The sequence below is a fragment of the Erwinia typographi genome (genome assembly GCF_000773975.1).
Lineage (GTDB): Bacteria > Pseudomonadota > Gammaproteobacteria > Enterobacterales > Enterobacteriaceae > Erwinia > Erwinia typographi.
In genome coordinates this window covers 35,542-55,029 of record NZ_JRUQ01000012.1, presented here as the reverse complement: position 1 = coordinate 55,029, position 19,488 = coordinate 35,542, and the positions used below count along the sequence as shown (strand labels likewise).

Below are 19,488 nucleotides of genomic sequence, written 5' to 3'. Positions count from 1 at the left end.
CCGGCATTGCCGCCCTTACCGCTTAAACGGGCAATACCGTAGGAAGCAGACAGCTTGCCAGCACCCGCATTAAAGTCCTGCTGGACGGCCATCATGTCGTAGGTGACCTTGTTGTCCATCTCCGCACGACGATCGCCTTTCGCTACCACGTTAAAGGAAAGTCCGTTTTCCGTAGTCACAGGCGCGTTTTCCGCCAGCATGGTAAAGCGCTGGCTCAGCACGCGTTTCTCACGGTCGAGCGACTTCGCCTGCTTACCAGAGAGCTGCTTCAGCGCCTTATTCAGCGACGATGCCGTGCTGACGTTCAGGCTGTTAAACAGCTTGTTGCTGGTGTAGGACTTATCCAGCGCGGCGGCAAGGCCGTTTACGCTGCTGTCAGTGACGACATCGGCGTAGTCGTTTTTGATCATGGTGACGTCAACGTTACCCTCAGCATTTTTGCTTGCAGAGGCGTTCCAGACCACCGACGACGAGGCGATATTCTGCTCACCGCTGATGTTACTGCCCTGGAACACTTCACTGAAGGTCACCGCTTTATCGGCCGTGCCGTCGGTAAAGTCGGTGCTAATCAGCACGTTTTTACCAATAACGATATCCCCTCCGGCATACTTACCAGCGGTTCCATCACTGTTAGTCCCGATGACGTAATTAGTTATGTTACCTGTCGGATTGTTGCGGGGCTCCACGCCGTTTTTTTTGTTGATCTTGCCGTAGTTAAGCACCGTGCTAGTATCATCTACGTACAAGGCAATGCCGTTGGCGGAATCGATATTAATAATCCCAGTTTCGGAGTTGATAGCAACCCCACCATTAGTGGCTATCATGCCGTACATAGTATCCGCGTCACTGTGATCCGCGAGAAGGGTAATGTTGCCCCGATTCATGGCAGTTGCACCATCCGCATACATGCCGGTTCCTGCGTTGTTGACGACAATGTCGCCATTGTTAAGGAGAGTTGCGCTCTTGCGACTAATCATGGCCGCGCCTCGGTACATTGACTTGGCGTCGTAGGTAAGCGACTTCTCGTTGAGAAACTCACCCCGATCGCTGGTATGCTGCCGCATGGCGTCAACGGAGATGGTGCCGTTATTAAAAGCTTGTGATTCATCACCAGCGAACATCCCATAAGTGGAAGAGCCAAGGACATTGATAACCCCGTCATTGGTAATCTTTCCTTCAGTGCCGCTTGATCGCATGGCCGTAGCGACGCCTACTCCCATAAAGGGAATCTTAGCCACTGCTCCACGACCGGTTTGTTGATACTGAGCTGACGATCTAACTGCTAACTTACCTTCTTCCGTATTATGGCCAGAACTTTGTATGACACTAATAATGTTTAATTGTCCGGTCATGTCAGTTAGATCCAAATCAACCTTGCCGTTGTTTATTACCTGGCCGGAAGATTGACTACTGAACAGAGTTCCTGATATATGACCAGAAACATCGCCATTGGACGTAATCCTTCCACCAATTGTAGAAAAGAAACGTTGCATGGGCATGTCATACCATAATGGATCGCTTTGTAATTTCCCCACAGCTATATCAAGATAAAAATCTTTATTCAGAATAAGATCATTATTCTCCCCAGACATCCTGACGATATTAGTCCAATCACCTTGAGCGGTACCCCCTATACTATGAAAAGTTGATTTGCCACTAAGACTGAGATGGTTATTACTTCCGTTGACGTTAATCCCTCCAATAGATAACATGTCACCAGTAACCGCGGAATCGTAAGTGGTGTCAATATTTATTCCGCCAGAAATATTGATCGCATTACTATTACCCAATACATTGACACCATACAGACCTCCTTCACCATACGAACTTTTATTGAGAGCATGCTGCTGAATATTGATCGCCCCGGAAATATCAAGGCGGTTGTGATCCCCATCAACGCGGACCCCGTTGACCTCAAGATAATCCGCTATCGCAGTGTGCTTGTCACTTTTTACAGTGACATTTCCTGAGATTGTAACCTTACTATTTGATGCGTTCACTACAACTCCGCTAGCGGAGAGTCTATTATCACCGGCATCAGCGACAATGCTGCCGTCCAGATTAGCCTGTACGTTATTGCCGGTAATTTGAACGCCCGTGCCATAATCCATGGCGTAAATATTGCCGGTATTGGTGAAGAATGCATTATCACCCGTAATGTCCAGACCGACTGAGGATGCATCCTGAACAAATACCGATCCGGTATTGCTCACCTTATTACTTCCACCACTTATCTTGAGACCGGTTGCGCCACCGCTAACCCACATATCCCCATTCTGGTGGACATCAGAGTTCTCGCCTTTCACCTCAACGGCAATGCTATCTGTGCCGGAAGCGAAAACATTGCCGTCTACCTTGACGGTACTGTTATTACCGTCAATGACCGTTCCTTTACCACCGGATAAAACGGTGGTATCGCCGGTAATGGTTGCAGTGGTGTTTTCACCGGTAATCAGTGTGCCAATCGTCCCCTCGCCAGCAGCGATAGTATCTTCTTTTATCATCACCTGCTGACCATCGCCAGAGATGATGTTACCGATTTCACCCGGACCCGGCACAATTTTTCCGTTGTTGCCGTTTTCGTCATTGTTATTCTCTTTGTCGGTGTTGTCGTTGTTATTCTCTTTGTCAGTGTTGTCGTTGTTATTCTCTTTGTCGTTGTCGTTGTTGTTATTCTCGTTGCCGTTGTCGTCGTTGTTATTTGAATTATCTGATGAACCACCACTCCCACCAGAGGAGGAACCGCCGGCCACTAATGCCCCTATTCCCACCACTGCAGCGGCGGCGCCGCCAAGCACCAGCTTGTTGTTAAAAATCGACGTTTCTTTCTGACATTCTGTAGGGAGTTTATCCTGCTCCCCGCTACTCAGCTTTTTAAATTCTTCAGCCGTCGGGCAGGACTTAAGCTCATTACTGGCGTGAACCGTTCTATGAGAAGATGCCATGGCATCTGGTCCGTTGAAAGCCATCAATATGGCAACAGCAATTAAACTTTTACGACCGATGATATTGTGATGTCGCGGTTTAGAATTTGACATAAAATTATTACTCCACCTTGAGTATTTGGAAAAGATGCAGATAAAGAACATTCTGCCACTACGTACTTCCTTGTGGGATAAAACAGTAACGTCATTAGCCCACCCACTAATTTATTGAGATCGCATTAACAGACGAAATATATAAAAAAAAGATAACGGCGTGAAGAGCGAAAATTGATAAAAATCAATTCTTAATAAAAGCGACTGAAAAAGACGCCTTAAGTCATCAAACCGACAGATTGACATTAATATGATTAAGGCGATTTGCTGTGGGTTAATAGAATTACTTCACTAATTAAGACGAATATAATAGCTTTTTATCACCATTTACTTCTTATTCTGGCTATAACTTAAAAGATAAATTTTCCTCCTTTCAGGCATTGATCCATTCAGAGAATGTGTCCCTGCATCAAATATGCAGCAGACACTCCCTTTGCTACCGTCAGGTTTTGCAGGGCAAAAAAAACCCGCTATCAGAAGGTTAACGCTGATAGCGGGAGAAACTGAACGTACCCGGTTTAAGCACGTTCAAAATGGATGAAGCATCAAGTATTCATCTGGAATAAAGACATGCCGGACATATCGCTAAAGACTTTATAAGATGCCTGCAAAGCGGTCTGCTGCATGGTGTAAGAAGAGATAGCGCCGGTATAGTCAACGTCCACCAGGTTGCTCATTTGCGTGGTTTGGTTCACCTTAGTGTCATCCCCTTTGGCGTCCAGGTTGTCCAGTTCGCTCAGCTGCGTCCCCAGTTCAGAACGTACTTTCAGCACGTTATTCAGCGAGTTTTTCAGCCCACGGTTGGTTTTGTCCAGCGCGGCTGACGCAGCATCTTTCGTCGTATCATCAGCATCCTGTAACGGCGTGTTCAGCGAGTTAATCGCGGTATTCAGCGTGGTAAATATGTTGCTTTCACTCGCGCTGCCGTCCGGCTCAACCGTGGGGTTGCTGGTCAGGGACATAAAAACCTGGTCGCCAGTGTGATTGGTGGTCATGGTGCGGCTGGCGTCAACCTTCTGAGTAATTGCCGTCGTGCCGCCGACATAAGTCACGTCACCGTTAGCGTCCTGAGTAAATGGCGCGGTATCCGTTTTGTAACCAGCAAACATATAGCGACCGTTGCCGTCAGTGGTATTTGCCAGGTTCAATAACTGGTCACGAACGGCGGTCAGCTGCTGCGCATAAGACGCACGGTCGTCGTCAGACAGGGTGCCGTTAGCAGCCGCTACCACCAGCGTCTGCGCCTGCTGCACAACGCTGGTCACCTGTTGCAGATTGGTTTCTTCCTGCGAAATATTAGTGGTGGCAAAACCTCGCGCCGTTGAATACTGGCTGGTCTGGGCCTGAGCCTGACCAAGAACCACCGCCTGGGCAGCGGCAACAGGGTCATCAGAGGGATTGACCACCCGCTTGCCCGAAGAGAGTTGCTCACCCACTTTTAACCAGCTGGCCTGGGAGCTTGAGATCCCACGCATCTGCTGATCGTAAATCTGTGCGGTACTGAGACGCATCATCGACTCCTTATTCTGTTATCAGCTGACGGCGTCGATCAGCGCATTAAAAATGGCGCTGGCCGTCTGAATAACCTGCGCATTCGCGGTGTAATACTGCTGATAGCGCGTCAGGTTGCCATATTCCTCGTCCAGGTTAACCCCGGAGATCGACTGCTGCTGATTGGTCAGCTGCGTCACCACATTGCTCTGCGTGGTACTGGTTGTTTCCAGGTTGCTGGTTTTGTTACCGATATCGGCAACCATGCTGGCATAGCTCTGGGTCAGCGTTTTGCTGCCGACAATCACGTTTTTGGTTTGCAGATCCAGCAGCGCCTGAGCGTTAGTGTTATCACTCACTCCATCATCGGCTCCGGCGGCGGCAACTTTAGCCTCATCGCTAATATTGACGTCCATATTGACGATCGCGTCAGAGACAGGCTTCACCAGGAAGCTGTCTTTTGCCGCTGGCGTTCCGCTGACGGTGAGCTGCAGGCCATCAAAGCTCAGCGTCCCGTTAGTGCTGTCGACGGTCGGGGTAATAGTGGCGTTATCCGACAGGCGGGTCACGTTCCAGTTACTGCCGTCATAGCTCACTTTATAGTTCGAGGCCTGGACCTTGCTGGTATCCGTCCACGCCGCGCTGACCGTCGCCGTACCGCTGTTTTTGGTATTGGCGGTGACCGAAGGCGAACCGAGGTTAAAGAAGGCCTCGCCCGCGTCACCGTTGCTGTCATAACCCGCCTCATGCTGAGTATTGAAGCTGTCGCCCAGCGCCATCGCCAGCTGTCCAAGCTGATTACGGGTATTGTCGAGATCGGTACGGAAGGCCAGCAGACCGCCGAGCGAGCCGGTGGTAACCAGTTTTTCCGGGATTTCTGTTTTCACGCCGGTCGAGGCGTCAACGGTAGCAATGGTAGTACGAGTGGGATCGCTGCTGGAAGGAACCGCAGCCAGCTGACTGTAGCTGTCGCCCTGTACCAGGGAGATGCCGTTACCCATGCTGATGTTGTAACTGCCGCCGTCCTGCTGGCTGACCGTTACGCCAACCAGCGCGTTCAGGCTGCTAACCAACTGATCGCGCTGGTCCAGCAAATCGTTAGGCGCACTGCCGTCGCCTGCCCCTTTCAGCTTGGCTATCTGCTGGTTAACATTCGCAATCTGTTTGGCATAGCCGTTAATCTGATCCACCGTTGAAGAGATGGAAGTATTCAGGCTGCTGTCCAGGTTGCGCAGGTAGGTATCGGTCACCTGAAACTGGTTAACCAGGCCTTCAGCTTTCCCCAACACCGCCTGACGCGCAGAAGCATCGTCGGCGTTGCTGGCCAGCGTCTGAATCGAGGAGAAAAAGTCCTGAATATTGGTCGACAGCGTGTTGGTGGTGCTGGAGAACATATCATCAATATTCGACAGCTGGCTGTACTGCGTAGTCAGCGCGCTGGCCTGAGTGCTGGCGCTGCGCAGCTGATTAGTAATAAAGGCGTCATACTCGCGGTTGACGCTGGCGACTGAAACGCCGTTGCCGTAATAGTTGCTCCCGCTCAGCGTACTGTTGGCCTGGGCAAGGATGGTGGTCTGACGTGAATAGCCAGCAACGCTGTAGTTACTGATGTTATTACTGGTCGTGTTCAGCGCCGCCGAAGCCGCGTTGATCCCGCTTAACGCGGTATTAATTAAGTTAGACATGTCGGTTCCTTGTTTACCCTGACACAGCACGGGCCGGCATTAAGCGTCGCCGGTGTGCCTTAACACAAACCCGGCCTGAAAAGGTTATCGGTAAAACCCTGGCAAACTTGAGTAAAAATCAGAACAAATCCCCGCTGTCCTGGCTATAAGCTTTGAGCACTTTTTCACCCATATTTTTGAACTGCTGGATCATGCCCATCAGCTTGTGCGCATAGTTCGGATCGGTGGCATAGCCCGCTTGCTGCAAGGCTTTTGCCCCCTGCTCAGGCGTCGCTGCCGTGGTCACCGCGCTGTAGCGAGGGTTGCTGCCAATCAGCTTGACATAGTCGTTTAGCGCATCGAAATAAGAGTCATAAACGCGGAATTTCGCCTTCACCTTTTTCGCTTCGCCATTTTCATACTCGGTGGTCATGACCTCTGTGGTTTTCCCTTGCCAGCTCCCCGTCGCCTTAATACCAAATACGTTGTAGCTTGGTCTGCCCTGCGAGGTCAGGATCTGGCGCTGGCCCCAACCGGACTCCAGCGCGGCCTGCGCCAGTATCAGGTGATGGGGAATGCCGCTCTCCGCACTGGCCAGCCTGGCTGGCTGAGAAAGCTGCGCGATAAAGTCACTGCTGTCGCCGCTGAGCGGCGTATCGGCAGCTGGCAGGCGCGGAACGGCCTTGCGGACAATCTGTTCCATTGCAAGCGGCGACAGCGTGTTAATGAAGCTCTTATCCAGCAGCATCGGCACGGTGCCCGCTTTCTCATCCAGCGGCGCGGCCTGTTCCATCTGCTTCACCATCATGTCCGCCAGTCCAAGGCCCTTCGAGGCGATTTGCTGTCCAATCTGCTGATCGTACATTGAGGTGTAAAGCCGCGTTTGTTCGGTGCTCAGCAGCCCATCCTGCGGCAACGCCTGGCGCATACTTTTCAACATCATTTGTACGAACATCCCTTCGACCTGCTTCGCTACTTCCCTCGCGTGCGCTTTAGGATCGCCGCTGGCCTGGCGCTTCAGGTTGTTCAGCGAGCGGCTGTCGTACGCCGCCCCCATCAGAGACTGGGCATCGCTCATCAGATTATTTCCAGTTTGGCGTGCAGGCAGCCCGCACTCTGCATCGATTGCAGGATTGACATCAGATCAATCGGCGTGGCGCCCAGCGCATTCAGGGCGCGAACCACGCTATTGAGGTTGGCGCTGGCATTGACGCTTTGCAGCGCCCCGCCGCTCTGGCGCAGGTCAATCTGCGTCTGCGGCGTCACCACAGTCTGGCCGCCAGCAAAAGGCGTGTTTGGCTGGCTGACGTTCTGCGACTGGTTAACGGTGACCGACAGGTTGCCCTGGGCAATCGCACAGCTGCTAAGCTGCACTTCGCGGTTCATCACCACGGAACCCGTGCGCGAGTTGATGATGACTTTCGCATCCATAATCGGCACGGAGACATCAATGTTCTGAATATCGGCCAGCAGACGAACCTGAGAGGTGCCGTTAGCGGAAACCTGCACCTGCACGGTACGCCCGTCGAGCGCCTGCGCCGAACCGTAGCCGCTGCGGGCGTTGATCGCATCGGAGATGCGCTGCGCCATACTGAAATCTTCCTCATTCAGGAACAGATTAATCACGCTGGCGCTGCCGAAATTATTCGGCAGCTCGCGTTCAATGGTTGCGCCGCCGGTAATACGCCCGCCGTTGACCTGGTTGACCGTCACGCTGCTGCCGCCAGCGGAAGCCCCGGCGCCGCCGACCAGGATATTGCCCTGGGCCAGCGCATAGACCTGATTATCCACCCCTTTCAGCGGCGTCATCAGCAGCGTGCCGCCCCGCAGGCTTTTGGCGTTACCCATAGAGGAAACCACGACGTCGATGACCTGTCCCTGACGACCGAAAGCCGGAAGCTTGCCGGTCACCATTACCGCCGCCACGTTTTTCAGCTGCATGTTGGTTCCGGCCGGGACGGTAATCCCCAGCTGCGACAGCATGTTATTCAGACTCTGGGTGGTGAAAGGCGTCTGGGTGGTCTGATCCCCCGTGCCGTCCAGCCCCACCACCAGGCCATAGCCAATCAGCTGGTTTTCACGTACGCCGCCGACGGTGGTCAGATCGCGGATGCGATCGGCGCTGGCGAAGGCGCTGAAGCCAGCCAGCAGCAGCAGGGTGAAGCGAAAAATCATCTTACGCATCGGAACCTCTTAATACGGTGACAGGTTCAGGAAGAACCGTTGCAGCCAGCCCATCGTCTGCGCCTCATTGATATAGCCGTTGCCGACGTACTCAATGCGGGCATCCGCCACCTGAGTCGACACCACGCTATTACTGCCGCTAATGGTGCGAGGGTTAACTACGCCCGAGAAGCGGATAAATTCCGTTCCCTGGTTGATCTCAATCTGTTTCTCACCAACCACCTTAAGGTTGCCGTTCGGCAGCACCTGATTAACGGTGACGGTGATGGTGCCGGTAAAGGTGTTGTTGGCGGTGGCGCCGCCTTTGCCAGCGAAATCATTCTTGCCGCTGGCGTCGATATTGGTTTTATCGCCCCCCAGCAGCCCGGTCAGAGCGCTTGGTACGGTCAGCCCCAGCGTGGTGCTGCCATCGCGCCCGGCGCTGGCCGTGGAGCTTTTGCTCGCGCTGACGTTTTCCTGCAGGGTAATGGTCAGCGTATCGCCGATATTACGCGGGCGACGATCCTCAAACAGCGGCTGATAGCCGTAGTTCATCGGCATCACGCCCTGAAAAATGGAGCCGTTTACCACCGGCGGCGAAGCAGGCAGCGGCTGGGCCGTTGTCGAACCTTCGACCAGTGGCTTACGGGGAACAAGCGCGCAACCGTTAAGCGTCAGGAGCAGCGTGGCTACTAACAAACGTCCAGGCATTGAGATTTGCTTCGCCATGGAATCACTACCTTTAATAATGAAAGAGTTCTTTTATTGATGACCGGGAGAACCCGGTCATTGGTACTTAAAAACCACGGATTACAGCTGAGTCAGCTTAGCCAGCATCTGATCGGAGGTACTGATGGCTTTGCTGTTGATCTCATAGGCGCGTTGGGTCTGGATCATGCTCACCAGCTCTTCCGCCACGTTGACGTTAGAGGTTTCGACATAGCCCTGGTACAGCAGCCCCGCCCCGTTATTACCTGGCGTGCTGTCGGTCGGCGCGCCTGAAGCCTGAGTTTCCTGGTAAAGGTTCTCGCCTTTACTTTCCAGGCCGGCGTCGTTAATAAAGGTGCTGAGCGTCAGCTGCCCTACCTGAACCGGCTGGGTCTGGCCCTGCTGGGTAACGCTCACCACGCCGTCGCGCCCGATGGTCATACTCAGGGCGTTGGCTGGAATGGTAATCGCTGGCTGGACAGGGAAGCCGCCATTCGTCACCAGTTGGCCGTTCTGGTCAGTCTGGAATGAGCCGTCGCGGGTATAGGCCAGCGTGCCGTCCGGCATCTGTACCTGGAAGAACCCCTGACCACTGATCGCCACGTCTTTAGAAGAGTCGGTTTTGTTCAGGTTACCCTGGGTGTGCAGGCGTTCAGTCGCTACCGGACGCGTTCCCGTCCCCAGTTGCATACCGGAAGGTAAGGTTGTCTGTTCGGAGGACTGTGCGCCCGGCTGGCGGATAGTCTGATACATCAGATCTTCGAACACCGCACGCTGGCGCTTAAAGCCGTTGGTACTGACGTTTGCCAGGTTGTTGGAGATGACGTCCATATTGGTTTGCTGAGCGTCAAGACCGGTTTTGGCAATCCACAGGGATCGGATCATAGTTTTTCCTCTGCACTTAGCTCATTGACAGCAGCTGGTTAGCGCGTTGTTCATTCTCATCGACGCTGGAGATAACCTTCATCTGCATCTCGAAGCGGCGTGCGTTGGCGATCATATCAACCATGGTTTCGACCGGTTTGACGTTGCTGCCTTCCAGCACGCCGGGCATCACCTGAATGGTTTCATCGTTTTGCAGGACGGCACCGCGCTGTGCCTGAGCTGTCGCGGTGAGACGGAACAGTCCGTCATCGCCGCGGGTGACTTCTGAGCCGACGGCTTTCACCAGCTTCAGACGGCCCAGTTGGACAGTAGCATTCGGCGGATCGCCTGGGTTCAGCGCGGTAATAGATCCGTCAGCAGCGATGGTGACTTCCGACCCCTGCGGCACGGCAATCGGCCCGCCGTCGCCCATCACCAGGTTGCCCTGGATAGTGAGCTGCCCGGCGGGATTGAGCTCCATGTTGCCGTTGCGGGTATAGGCCTCGCTGCCATCCGGCGCGCGCACTGCCAGCCAGCCGTTTTCACGCACGGCGACGTCAAGCGGGCGTTCGGTATAGTCCAGCGTCCCCTGGGCCATATCGGCCCCGGGGGTAGAGGCCGTCACCAGCGTACGGGTGGGCAAGGACAGCCCTTCCACCGGCACGGCGCGCAGCGCGCTCAGCTGCGCCCGAAAGCCAGGTGTGGAGGCGTTGGCGAGGTTGCTCGCCGTCACTGCCTGCTGCTCAAGGGTCTGACTGGCAGCCCCCATGGCGGTATATATCGCGTGATCCATAAGACGATCCTGTTAGCCGAATTAGCGCAGGTTGACCAGGGTGTTGAGGATCTGGTCCTGAGTTTTAATGGTCTGGGCGTTGGACTGATAGTTACGCTGTGCCACAATCATGTTCACCAGCTCTTTACTCAGATCGACGTTGGAGGATTCCAGCGCGCCAGCGGTCAGGGTGCCGAGGTTACCGGTTCCCGCCAGCCCGACCAGCGCCTGGCCGGAAGAGCTGGTTGCCGACCAGACGTTATTCCCTTCAGACTTCAGGCCTTCCGGGTTAGCAAAGTTAGCCAGAGCGATCTGCCCCAGAGTCTGCGTCTGCTCGTTCGAGTAGGTGCCGACAACGGTGCCGTCATTGTTGATCTGGTAACTGGTCAGTTCGCCCGGCTTATAGCCGTCCTGGGTTGGGTTGCCGAAGGTGCTGGTCCCGGTGTTCTGCTGCTGGCTGTTAAGCATACTGAGCGTGAAGGTGTTGGTGGCAGAGCCTTTCAGCGGTTGCAGGGTAATCGTCTGATCGGTGGTGGAGGTCAGCTGGCCGCTGCTGTTGAAGGTCATGTCGAAAGTGCCCACATCGGCCGTTGGATCGGCAGAGCTGCCATCCTTGACGTTAACGGTCCAGGTTCCGTCACCGGTTTTGGTAAAATACAGGTTCAGGTTATGTTCGTTACCCAGCGAGTCATAGGTGGTCATCGACGCTTTGCTGTTGTAGGTATCGGTATCATTGATATCCAGCGGCGTTTTCGTCGGCACCGAGTCCGTTGAGTTCAGGTTTGCCACCAGCGCGGCGGTAGTGGTCGCTTTGGCAGACATCGCAGTGGTAGGCACGCTCAGGGCCACGGGATTCGCCCCCGTCTGCACGGTTGGCGGCGTACCGGTTGCCGGATAGCCGGTCAGCTGCAGGCCGTCGGCGTTAACGATGTTACGGTTGGCATCCAGCGTGAACTGACCGTTACGGCTGTAGTAGACCGCGCCGCTGGTGTCAGTCAGACGGAAGAAACCAGACTGGCTGATCGCCACGTCCAGGCCACGGCTGGTTGAAGTGGTGGTACCGTCGTTAAAGTCCTGCGTCACCGCAGCCACTTTCACGCCGAGGCCCACTTTAGAATCAGCAAACATGTCGGCAAAGGAAACGGTAGCGGATTTGAAGCCAACCGTTGCGGAGTTGGCGATGTTGTTGCCGATGACATCAAGGTTACTGGACGCGGCGTTTAAGCCGCTGACTGCCTGGGAAAAAGCCATGTGTTCACTCCTGAAAAAGGGTTAGGTTATTAAATAATCTGACGAACATTTGCGACGGTAGTGGTTCCCATCGTGCCGAGGTCTAAAACGGCACCGCTCGTGTCGTTAGTCACCCCATTAACCAGCGCATAGTTCAGCGGCTGCGTAACCAGTTGCCCGGACGCGTTGCTGGCGCTAAGTGAAACGCTATATTTACCGTCGGCGGCGGTAGTGCCGTCGGAGGTTGTGCCATCCCAGGAGAAGGTATGTACGCCAGCGCTCAAACCGCCCAGGCTGATGGTTTGCACCACCTTGCCGGTTGCATCAGAAATGGTGGCGGTGGTGGCGGTGGAAGCCTGTTCCAGGCTAACGCCGAACGGCGTGGTCTGCCCGCTGCCAACCAGGATCTGACTACCGTCGACCATCACTCCGTGACCGATCAGCGTTGTGGCCTGCAAAGACTGCCCGCTGTTGATCTGGCCGGAGATAGATCCCAGCGTGGTGTTTAGCTTTTCGATCCCGCTCAGGGTATTGATCTGCGCCAGCTGGGTGGTCAGCTGGCTGTTATCCATTGGGTTGGTCGGGTCCTGGTTCTGTAACTGGGTGACTAACAGCGTCAGAAAGTTACTTTGCAGGTCCGCTGCCGACGTGTCAGAGGTTGACGACGTGGTTGCAATGGAAGAGTTATCAAGTGATTCATTGACGCCTACTGCAATGCCCATCAGTCTGCTCCTTATTGACCCATCGTCAGGGTTTTCATCATCATTTGCTTGACGGTGTTCAGCACTTCCACGTTGGCCTGATAGCTGCGCGACGCGGACATGGTATTAACCGTTTCCCCTACTACATCGACGTTAGGCATTTTCACGTAGCCTTTCGCGTCGGCCAGCGGATTGCCCGGCTCATACACCAGTTTGGCTGGCGTAGGATCGTCCACAACCTGCGCCACGCGGACGCCGCCGGTCGGTGAACCGGGCAGCGCGTCAGTCTGGAAAACGACCTGCTTTGCGACATAAGGTTGGCCGTCCGGCCCGGTCACGCTGTCGGCGTTGGCCAGGTTACTGGCGCTGACGTTAAGACGTTGCGACTGGGCGTTCATTGCCGATCCGGCGATATCAAAGATATTCAGTAAAGCCATAGATTATTGCCCCTGTAGCACTGACATCATGCCCTTGATTTGACTGCTGATAACCGTCAAATCGGTCTGGTATTTCAGGCTGTTGTCCGCGAACTGCGTGCGCTCGCGATCCATATCAACCGTGTTGCCGTCCATCGCAGGCTGGTCCGGTATCCGGTACAGCAGATCGACAGACGACGGCTGCAGCGTTTGTGCGGGAATATGGCGTGCTGACGTCACCGCCAGCGACAGGCCCGATCCTTCCGCCCGCCCCTGCTCCATCACCTTATTCAGCTGGCTGGCGAAATCGATATCGCGAGCCTGATAGCCTGGCGTGTCAGCGTTGGCGATGTTGGATGCCAGGATCTCCTGCCGCTGGGCACGCAGGTTCAATGCTTCGGTGTTAAACCGTAGTGCCGCGTCCAGTTTGTCGAGCATGCTTCCTCCGCAAAATGAAAATTCAGAGCTGACAGCATAATCGGGGCGAACAATAGCCATCGTCTGAATAGCGCTAAATTTTGCTGCTATTTTGCGCCTTGACCTCCGCGCCTCAGGAGTAGAATCAGAACCAGTTTGATTTATGGGAGAAGCGAAAATGCGGGGGATGACTTCCTTGTTGGTCGGCCTGCTGGGGCTGGTCACGCTGTCCGCCAGCGCGGGCGATTTGACGGCTCAGCTCAATCAATTTTTTCAATCGCGCTATGGAGAAACCGGCCAGAATGCCGATACCCTGAGCGTGGTGGTAAAAACGCCGCAGTCCCAGTGGCCAGACTGCCCCGCGCCACAGTTTTCTCTCCCCGGCAACAGTCGGATGTGGGGCAACATCAGCGTGGCGGCTAACTGCGACCAGAATCGCCGTTATCTCCAGGTGCAGGTGCAGGTCACCGGCAATTACATCGTGGCGACTCGCCAGATCCCGCGCGGTGGAACGCTGACGGCGGCCGACGTCAAGATTGAACGTGGCAGGCTGGATACCCTCCCCGCCCGCACGGTGATGTCTGCACTGGAGATAGCCGACGCAGTAACGCTGCGCGATATTATGCCGGGACAGCCCGTCACGCTGATGATGGTCAGGCAACCCTGGCGCGTAAAGGCGGGTCAGAACGTCACGGTTACCGCTAACGGCGGCGGGTTTAGCGTAAGCAGCGAGGGGCGCGCAATGAATAATGCCACCGCGGCTCAGCTGGTTCGGGTCAGGATGAGTTCGGGGCAAATTGTCAGTGGCAAAGTCGGTACGGATGGGAATATTCTTATAACGTTATAAACCGCTAAAGATGGGTTCAGTTCTGCCGATAGTGTTAATAACAGACGTAGTACACTTAGCTTATCAGGTCGATTTAGCGCCTGATTATACAGGAGCCAGATAATGAGCATCGACAGAACTCAACCCCTGACCCCGGCCGCCACCGTGCAACCTCGCGAGACCAGCGAAACCGCTACGCCAAAGGCCCGTCAGGCAGAGAGCAGCAACACCCCGCAGGCCGGTACTCAGGTTAATCTGAGCGGCGCCCAGGCGCAGCTGACTAAAGCCAGCTCGCAGGATATCAACGTGGCGCGCGTTGAAGAGCTAAAAACCGCCATTCGCAACGGTGAGCTGAAGATGGACACCGGTAAAATCGCCGACGCCCTGATCCAGACGGCAAAAGATTCTTTAGAAGGTAATTAAGGTGATGCAAAAGCTGCTGACCGCACTGGATAAAATGCTGGAAGTGTTGACCCATCTGGCCGAAGTGATGACAGCCGAGCAGCAGCAGCTCTCAGGCGGACAGATTAACAGCAGCTTGCTACAGCGGATTACCGAAGACAAAAGCTCCCTGCTCGCCACGCTCGACTTTATTGAGCAGATGCGCCGCGACGCCGAAAAAGAGGCCGGGCTACATGCGCCGTATAGCCTCAACCCTGAGATGGCCCAGCGCTGGGCAGCCATTCAGGAACAGACCGTAAAGCTGCGCGATACCAATTTGCATAATGGCCTGCTGCTGAATCACCAGATCGGATTTACCGCGCAGGCGCTGGAAGTCTTAAAGCCGCATCAAACGCAGAAATTTTACGGCCCGGATGGTCAGGCGACCTCCAGCGGCTTTATCAGCCGCAAAGTTTAGGCCGGGTTTGCTCCCCAGATAAACACGATATAACCCCGATGCAGCCTGTTGCGCCGGGGCTTTTCCTTTTATCAGACCAGCGTTTTACGCGCAAAGTCCTTCACGCGAAAGCCCAGTGCCGCCAGCACCGCAAAGAATACGCCGCCGCCCACCGCGCAAACGCCAGCCAGACGAACCAGACGCCACGGCATGCTGCCGGTCGCCCATTCTGGCATCACATGTAGCATACCAACCAGGGCGGCGGACATCGCCGCTACGGCAATCAGCAGCCGCACCAGGAACGAGCTCCAGCCTGGCTGCGGCTGAAAAATCTGCTGTTTTCGCAGCTGCCAGTAGAGCAGCGCCGCATTCAGGCAGGCTCCCAGACCAATTGACAGGGACAGGCCGGCATGCTTCAGCGGCCCGATAAACGCGAGATTCATCAGCTGCGTCGCAATCAGCGTCACGATGGCAATTCTCACCGGCGTTTTGATGTTCTGCCGCGAGTAGAAGCCCGGAGCCAGCACCTTGACCACGATAATCCCCATCAGCCCGACCGAATAGGCCACCAGCGCACGCTGGGTCATTGAGGCGTCAAAAGCGTTGAATTTGCCATACTGAAACAGTGCGACGGTTAACGGCTTCGCCAGGATACCCAGCGCCACCGCACAGGGCAGCGCCAGCAGGAAACAGAGACGCAGGCCCCAGTCCATCAGCCGGGAATACTCATCATGATTGCCGCTGGCGAAGCTTTTCGCCAGCGACGGCAGCAGAATGGTGCCCAGGGCTACGCCCAGCACGCCGGAGGGAAACTCCATCAGCCGGTCGGCGTAGTACATCCAGGAAACGGAACCGGAAACGAGGAAAGAGGCAAAGATGGTATTGATAATCAGCGAGATCTGGCTGACGGAAACGCCGAGGATCGCAGGCCCCATCTGACGCATCACCCGCCAGACGCCCGCATCTTTCAGGTTCAGGCGCGGCAATACCAGCATCCCGATTTTTTTCAGGTGCGGCAGCTGATAGCCCAGTTGCAGCACGCCACCGGCTACCACCGCCCAGGCGAGCGCCATTACCGGCGGATGGAAATGCGGAGCCGCAAACAGGGCGAAACCGATCATACTGATGTTGAGCAGCGTCGGCGCGAAGGCCGGCACGGAGAAGCGGTTCCAGGTGTTGAGGATCGCCCCGGCCAGCGAAGCAAGAGAAATCAGGAAGATATAGGGAAAGGTCACCCGCAGCAGCGCCGACGTCAGGGCGAATTTGTCGGCCGTATCCGCGAAGCCAGGCGCCGTGACCAGGATTACCCAGGGCGCGGCCAGCATCCCCAGCAGGGTGATCACCGCCAGTGCCAGGGTCAGCAGGCCGGAAACATAGGCCACAAAAATTCGGGTGGCCTCCTCGCCCTGCTTACTTTTGTATTCGGCAAGGATTGGGACGAATGCCTGAGAAAACGCGCCTTCAGCAAAAATACGGCGCAGCAAATTCGGCAGCTTAAAGGCCACAAAGAAAGCGTCGGTAGCCATTCCGGCGCCGAAAACTCTTGCCACAATGGCATCGCGGGCAAATCCCAGCACGCGCGAAAACAGGGTCATTGAGCTGACCGCTGCCAACGATTTCAACAGGTTCATGTTCTTTTGTGTTTTACCAGCTAGGGGGCATAGCCGCGGCGGCCAGCCAGAATGGGGCATATAGCCTGAATACTTCGGGCGGCGGATAGCGCCTCCTCACGCCGAAGCAGGACGGCCATAGTCTACTGATGTGGAAGGAAATAACCACATCCGTTTGTTACAGCGCGTTATTCACGGTCAATCTCCCGCCAGAGCTTTTCCACCACGCGCTGCGCCATCAGCGCCTGCTCGCCGGAAGTCTGCGGCATTGTCTGATTTTCCGCACAGGCGATAAAGTGATGAGCGGCACCGCTAAACCCGCGCTGCTCCAGCGTGCTTTGCCAGCCGGGGATGGGGTCGATAATCAGCTTGCCGGCGGTTTCCTGCTGAAAATCGCGCATCTCATCAACCAGCAAAAGGCTGCCGTCGGTCACCGCACGTACCGATTCGCGCTGGCTTCCGGCACGACGGTGCATACTGGTTGTGATCTGTATTTCTCCCCGCACAAAATGGTGCTCGGCATAAAGCATTTCACCCGCGTCGGTGGTTTGCAGCGTCCCGCTTTGCAGCCGGGCCTGCCCGCCGCTCAGCCAGAGAGCGGTGTCCACTACGTGCAGATAATCGTCCAGCAGCGTAAAGAACAGATCGTGCGGCCCGACGCTATCGCTGCGGTGCTTGTCCATTCGCAGTGAGGCCAGCGGATCAAGCTGTTGTTTTAGCTGAAGATAGCGAGGCGCGAAGCGGCGATTAAACGCGACCATCAGCTTGCGTCCCTGTTTGTGGGCCAGCTCAACCAACTGCTCCGCTTCGCTCAGCCGGGCGGCCAGCGGCTTGTCGACGCAAACGTCCACCCCGGCCAGCAGCAGCGCTTTTACAATGCTGAAGTGGGTTGCGGTGGAAGTATGAACGAAAACGGCATCGCTGGCGGCGGCCAGCCCGGCCACGCTGTCGAACAGCGGGATACGATAGCTGTCGCAAATTACCCGCGCCTTCTGCTGATTAGGTGAAAAGGCCCCGGCGATTTCCCAGCCAGCCGTTTGCGTCACCACCGGCAGCCAGGCCTTTTGAGCAATGCCCCCCAGGCCAACAATGCCCACCTTCAATCCCGCCATATCAAATGCACCCCGGTTTATTCATCAGTTTACCCGCGACGTTCAGGTAGCCACTCTTTGGCGGTCAGCGCGGTCAGTACGTGATCCTGCCAGCGCCCATCAATGAGCAAGTACTCTTTGGCATAGCCTTCTTTTTCAAACCCCAGCCGGGCAAGCAGATTGCCGCTTCTCTGGTTGTGCGGCATGTAGTTCGCCATAATGCGGTGCATACGCTGCTGACGCTGCATATAGCGGTTTGCCGACTGGAGGGCTTCAAACATCATCCCCTGCCCCTGCCACTTTTCACCCAGCGAATAACCCAGATAGCAGGCGTGGAACGATCCGCGCACCACGTTGCTGAAGTTAGCCACGCCGCGCACTTCATTTTCATCCGGGTCCATCACCGCAAAATAGAAGGCGTTTCCCTGCTTATGCATCTCGGTAATCAGGCCAAGCCGGGCCTGCCAGCCGGAAGGATAGCAGTGGCTCTCGTCGCGGATCGGCTCCCAGGGTTTCAGAAAAGCTCGGTTCTCAGCATAGTAATCCGCCAGACGCCAGGCATCACGCTCATGAACAAGACGAACCACCAGCCGGTCAGTGACCAGGCGGACTTTCGGTGCAGCGGAACGGTAGCCAAACATCTTTTCTCCTGATCTGACCGATAAAGGATTAAATAATTACGCAGCCGACCCGAATAACCGGGCTATTCCTGCACTTGTTATCCACTATAACTGCCTGAACCCGGGCGGGTAAAATAATGCGGATAAAATTTATGAATTGCGCGGCAGCTCGCCAATTGCCGATGACGGTTTGCCCTGCTGGCCGATCTCTTCCATACTTCCTTAATGCATTCAAATGATTGATGGTGGCATTCTGCACCGTCATAGTTATCAGGAGGCATTTTTGAAACTCTATATCTACGATCACTGCCCATTTTGCGTCAAAGCCCGCATGATCTTCGGCCTGAAAAATCTGCCGGTCGAGCTGGTAGTCATGCTGAATGATGATGAAGCCACGCCCAAAAAGCTGATCGGGCAAAAAATGGCGCCCATTCTGATGAAAGAGGACGGCAGCTGTATGCCGGAAAGCCTCGATATCGTGCACTACATCGATAAAAAGGATCGCGAGCCGCTGCTGACCGGTAAAACCAACCCGGCAATCGCGGACTGGCTGCGCCATATTAATGGCTATCTGAATAAGCTGCTGCTGCCGCGCATTGCGGAAGCGCCGTTTGCTGAATTCGCTACGCCGGAAGCCCGTCGCTATTTCAAAGAGAAGAAAGAGGCGAACCTCGGCAGCTTTGATGAGCTGAAGCTGCACGCCGCGGGCTATATCAAAAATGTGAACGACGATCTCCGCAGGCTGGACAAGCTAATCGTCAAGGCTAACGCGGTAAACGGCGAACTGTCGCTTGACGATATCCATCTGTTCCCGGTGCTGCGCTCGCTGTCGCTGATCGCCGGCGTCGAATATCCCAGCCGCGTAGCGGACTACCGCGATAACCTCGCCAAACAGACGCAAATCAATCTGCTCTCCTCTGTAGCGGTCTGACCCTGTCAGGGCCGTTTTCGCGGCCCTGTTGCTTCCCGTCACACAATTTTTACCGGCCGTTTACCCTTTCCCCTGGTGACTCTTAAGCCATTGTCGGGCACTCTATCG

18 protein-coding genes and 1 pseudogene are annotated in these 19,488 nt (G+C 55.2%); 4 read left to right on the top strand and 15 right to left on the bottom strand.

Features of this window, described 5'->3' with window-relative positions; genetic code table 11:
- From NG99_RS02960 to flgB, 12 genes and pseudogenes are all read right to left on the bottom strand, one after another.
- A pseudogene (locus NG99_RS02960) lies at positions 1–3,038 on the bottom strand (hypothetical protein); the annotation flags it as partial.
- A gap of 545 nt (positions 3,039–3,583) precedes the next feature.
- Positions 3,584–4,549, bottom strand: a complete 966-nt coding sequence (gene flgL, locus NG99_RS02955) for a flagellar hook-associated protein FlgL (RefSeq protein WP_034888243.1) — start codon at positions 4,547–4,549, stop codon at positions 3,584–3,586.
- A gap of 21 nt (positions 4,550–4,570) precedes the next feature.
- Positions 4,571–6,214, bottom strand: a complete 1,644-nt coding sequence (gene flgK / locus NG99_RS02950; protein ID WP_034888241.1) for a flagellar hook-associated protein FlgK — start codon at positions 6,212–6,214, stop codon at positions 4,571–4,573.
- Between the two features lie 118 nt (positions 6,215–6,332).
- Positions 6,333–7,271 (bottom strand): flagellar assembly peptidoglycan hydrolase FlgJ, encoded by a 939-nt coding sequence (flgJ, locus tag NG99_RS02945; protein WP_034888239.1) that lies wholly within the window; start codon positions 7,269–7,271, stop codon positions 6,333–6,335.
- The gene (locus NG99_RS02940) at positions 7,271–8,377 is read right to left on the bottom strand and encodes a flagellar basal body P-ring protein FlgI (RefSeq protein WP_034888237.1); all 1,107 of its coding nucleotides are present in this window, start codon (positions 8,375–8,377) and stop codon (positions 7,271–7,273) included. The genes flgJ and NG99_RS02940 overlap by 1 nt, the downstream gene beginning before the upstream one ends.
- A gap of 9 nt (positions 8,378–8,386) precedes the next feature.
- Positions 8,387–9,085, bottom strand: coding sequence for a flagellar basal body L-ring protein FlgH (locus NG99_RS02935; RefSeq protein ID WP_034888235.1), 699 nt, complete (start codon positions 9,083–9,085; stop codon positions 8,387–8,389).
- 81 nt (positions 9,086–9,166) lie between these two features.
- A complete protein-coding gene (gene flgG / locus NG99_RS02930) occupies positions 9,167–9,949 on the bottom strand; it encodes a flagellar basal-body rod protein FlgG (RefSeq protein ID WP_034888233.1) in 783 nt (260 codons plus the stop codon).
- Positions 9,950–9,965: 16 nt separating this feature from the next.
- A complete protein-coding gene (locus tag NG99_RS02925) occupies positions 9,966–10,721 on the bottom strand; it encodes a flagellar basal body rod protein FlgF (RefSeq protein ID WP_034888231.1) in 756 nt (251 codons plus the stop codon).
- Between the two features lie 21 nt (positions 10,722–10,742).
- Entirely contained in the window at positions 10,743–11,951 is a 1,209-nt protein-coding gene (gene flgE, locus NG99_RS02920) for a flagellar hook protein FlgE (RefSeq protein ID WP_034888230.1), read from the bottom strand.
- A gap of 29 nt (positions 11,952–11,980) precedes the next feature.
- The gene (flgD, locus tag NG99_RS02915) at positions 11,981–12,652 is read right to left on the bottom strand and encodes a flagellar hook assembly protein FlgD (protein ID WP_034888228.1); all 672 of its coding nucleotides are present in this window, start codon (positions 12,650–12,652) and stop codon (positions 11,981–11,983) included.
- Positions 12,653–12,663: 11 nt separating this feature from the next.
- Positions 12,664–13,068 (bottom strand): flagellar basal body rod protein FlgC, encoded by a 405-nt coding sequence (flgC, locus tag NG99_RS02910; protein ID WP_034888226.1) that lies wholly within the window; start codon positions 13,066–13,068, stop codon positions 12,664–12,666.
- Between the two features lie 3 nt (positions 13,069–13,071).
- On the bottom strand, positions 13,072–13,485 hold the full coding sequence (gene flgB, locus NG99_RS02905) for a flagellar basal body rod protein FlgB (RefSeq protein ID WP_034888224.1): 414 nt from the start codon (positions 13,483–13,485) through the stop codon (positions 13,072–13,074).
- Positions 13,486–13,642: 157 nt separating this feature from the next.
- Between flgB and flgA the strand changes: the two genes are divergently transcribed.
- The 3 genes from flgA (at position 13,643) to flgN (ending at position 15,149) form a co-directional block, all read left to right on the top strand.
- Positions 13,643–14,311, top strand: coding sequence for a flagellar basal body P-ring formation chaperone FlgA (gene flgA, locus NG99_RS02900; RefSeq protein WP_034888259.1), 669 nt, complete (start codon positions 13,643–13,645; stop codon positions 14,309–14,311).
- 102 nt (positions 14,312–14,413) lie between these two features.
- Positions 14,414–14,713: a flagellar biosynthesis anti-sigma factor FlgM gene (gene flgM / locus NG99_RS02895; protein ID WP_034888222.1), complete on the top strand. Its 300-nt coding sequence runs from the start codon at positions 14,414–14,416 to the stop codon at positions 14,711–14,713.
- A 4-nt stretch (positions 14,714–14,717) separates the two neighbouring features.
- Positions 14,718–15,149, top strand: a complete 432-nt coding sequence (gene flgN / locus NG99_RS02890) for a flagellar export chaperone FlgN (RefSeq protein ID WP_034888257.1) — start codon at positions 14,718–14,720, stop codon at positions 15,147–15,149.
- A 71-nt stretch (positions 15,150–15,220) separates the two neighbouring features.
- On the opposite strand, the gene murJ is transcribed toward flgN, so the two are convergent.
- The 3 genes from murJ to rimJ form a co-directional block, all read right to left on the bottom strand.
- Positions 15,221–16,759 carry a murein biosynthesis integral membrane protein MurJ gene (gene murJ, locus NG99_RS02885; protein WP_034888220.1) on the bottom strand — a complete coding sequence of 513 codons (1,539 nt, stop codon included), beginning with the start codon at positions 16,757–16,759 and terminating at the stop codon, positions 15,221–15,223.
- A 167-nt stretch (positions 16,760–16,926) separates the two neighbouring features.
- A complete protein-coding gene (locus NG99_RS02880) occupies positions 16,927–17,850 on the bottom strand; it encodes a Gfo/Idh/MocA family protein (RefSeq protein ID WP_034888218.1) in 924 nt (307 codons plus the stop codon).
- A gap of 29 nt (positions 17,851–17,879) precedes the next feature.
- Positions 17,880–18,470, bottom strand: coding sequence for a ribosomal protein S5-alanine N-acetyltransferase (rimJ, locus tag NG99_RS02875; RefSeq protein ID WP_034888216.1), 591 nt, complete (start codon positions 18,468–18,470; stop codon positions 17,880–17,882).
- A 262-nt stretch (positions 18,471–18,732) separates the two neighbouring features.
- Between rimJ and grxB the strand changes: the two genes are divergently transcribed.
- Complete coding sequence (grxB, locus tag NG99_RS02870) at positions 18,733–19,380, top strand: glutaredoxin 2 (protein WP_034888255.1); 648 nt, start codon at positions 18,733–18,735, stop codon at positions 19,378–19,380.
- Positions 19,381–19,488 lie beyond the last annotated feature (108 nt).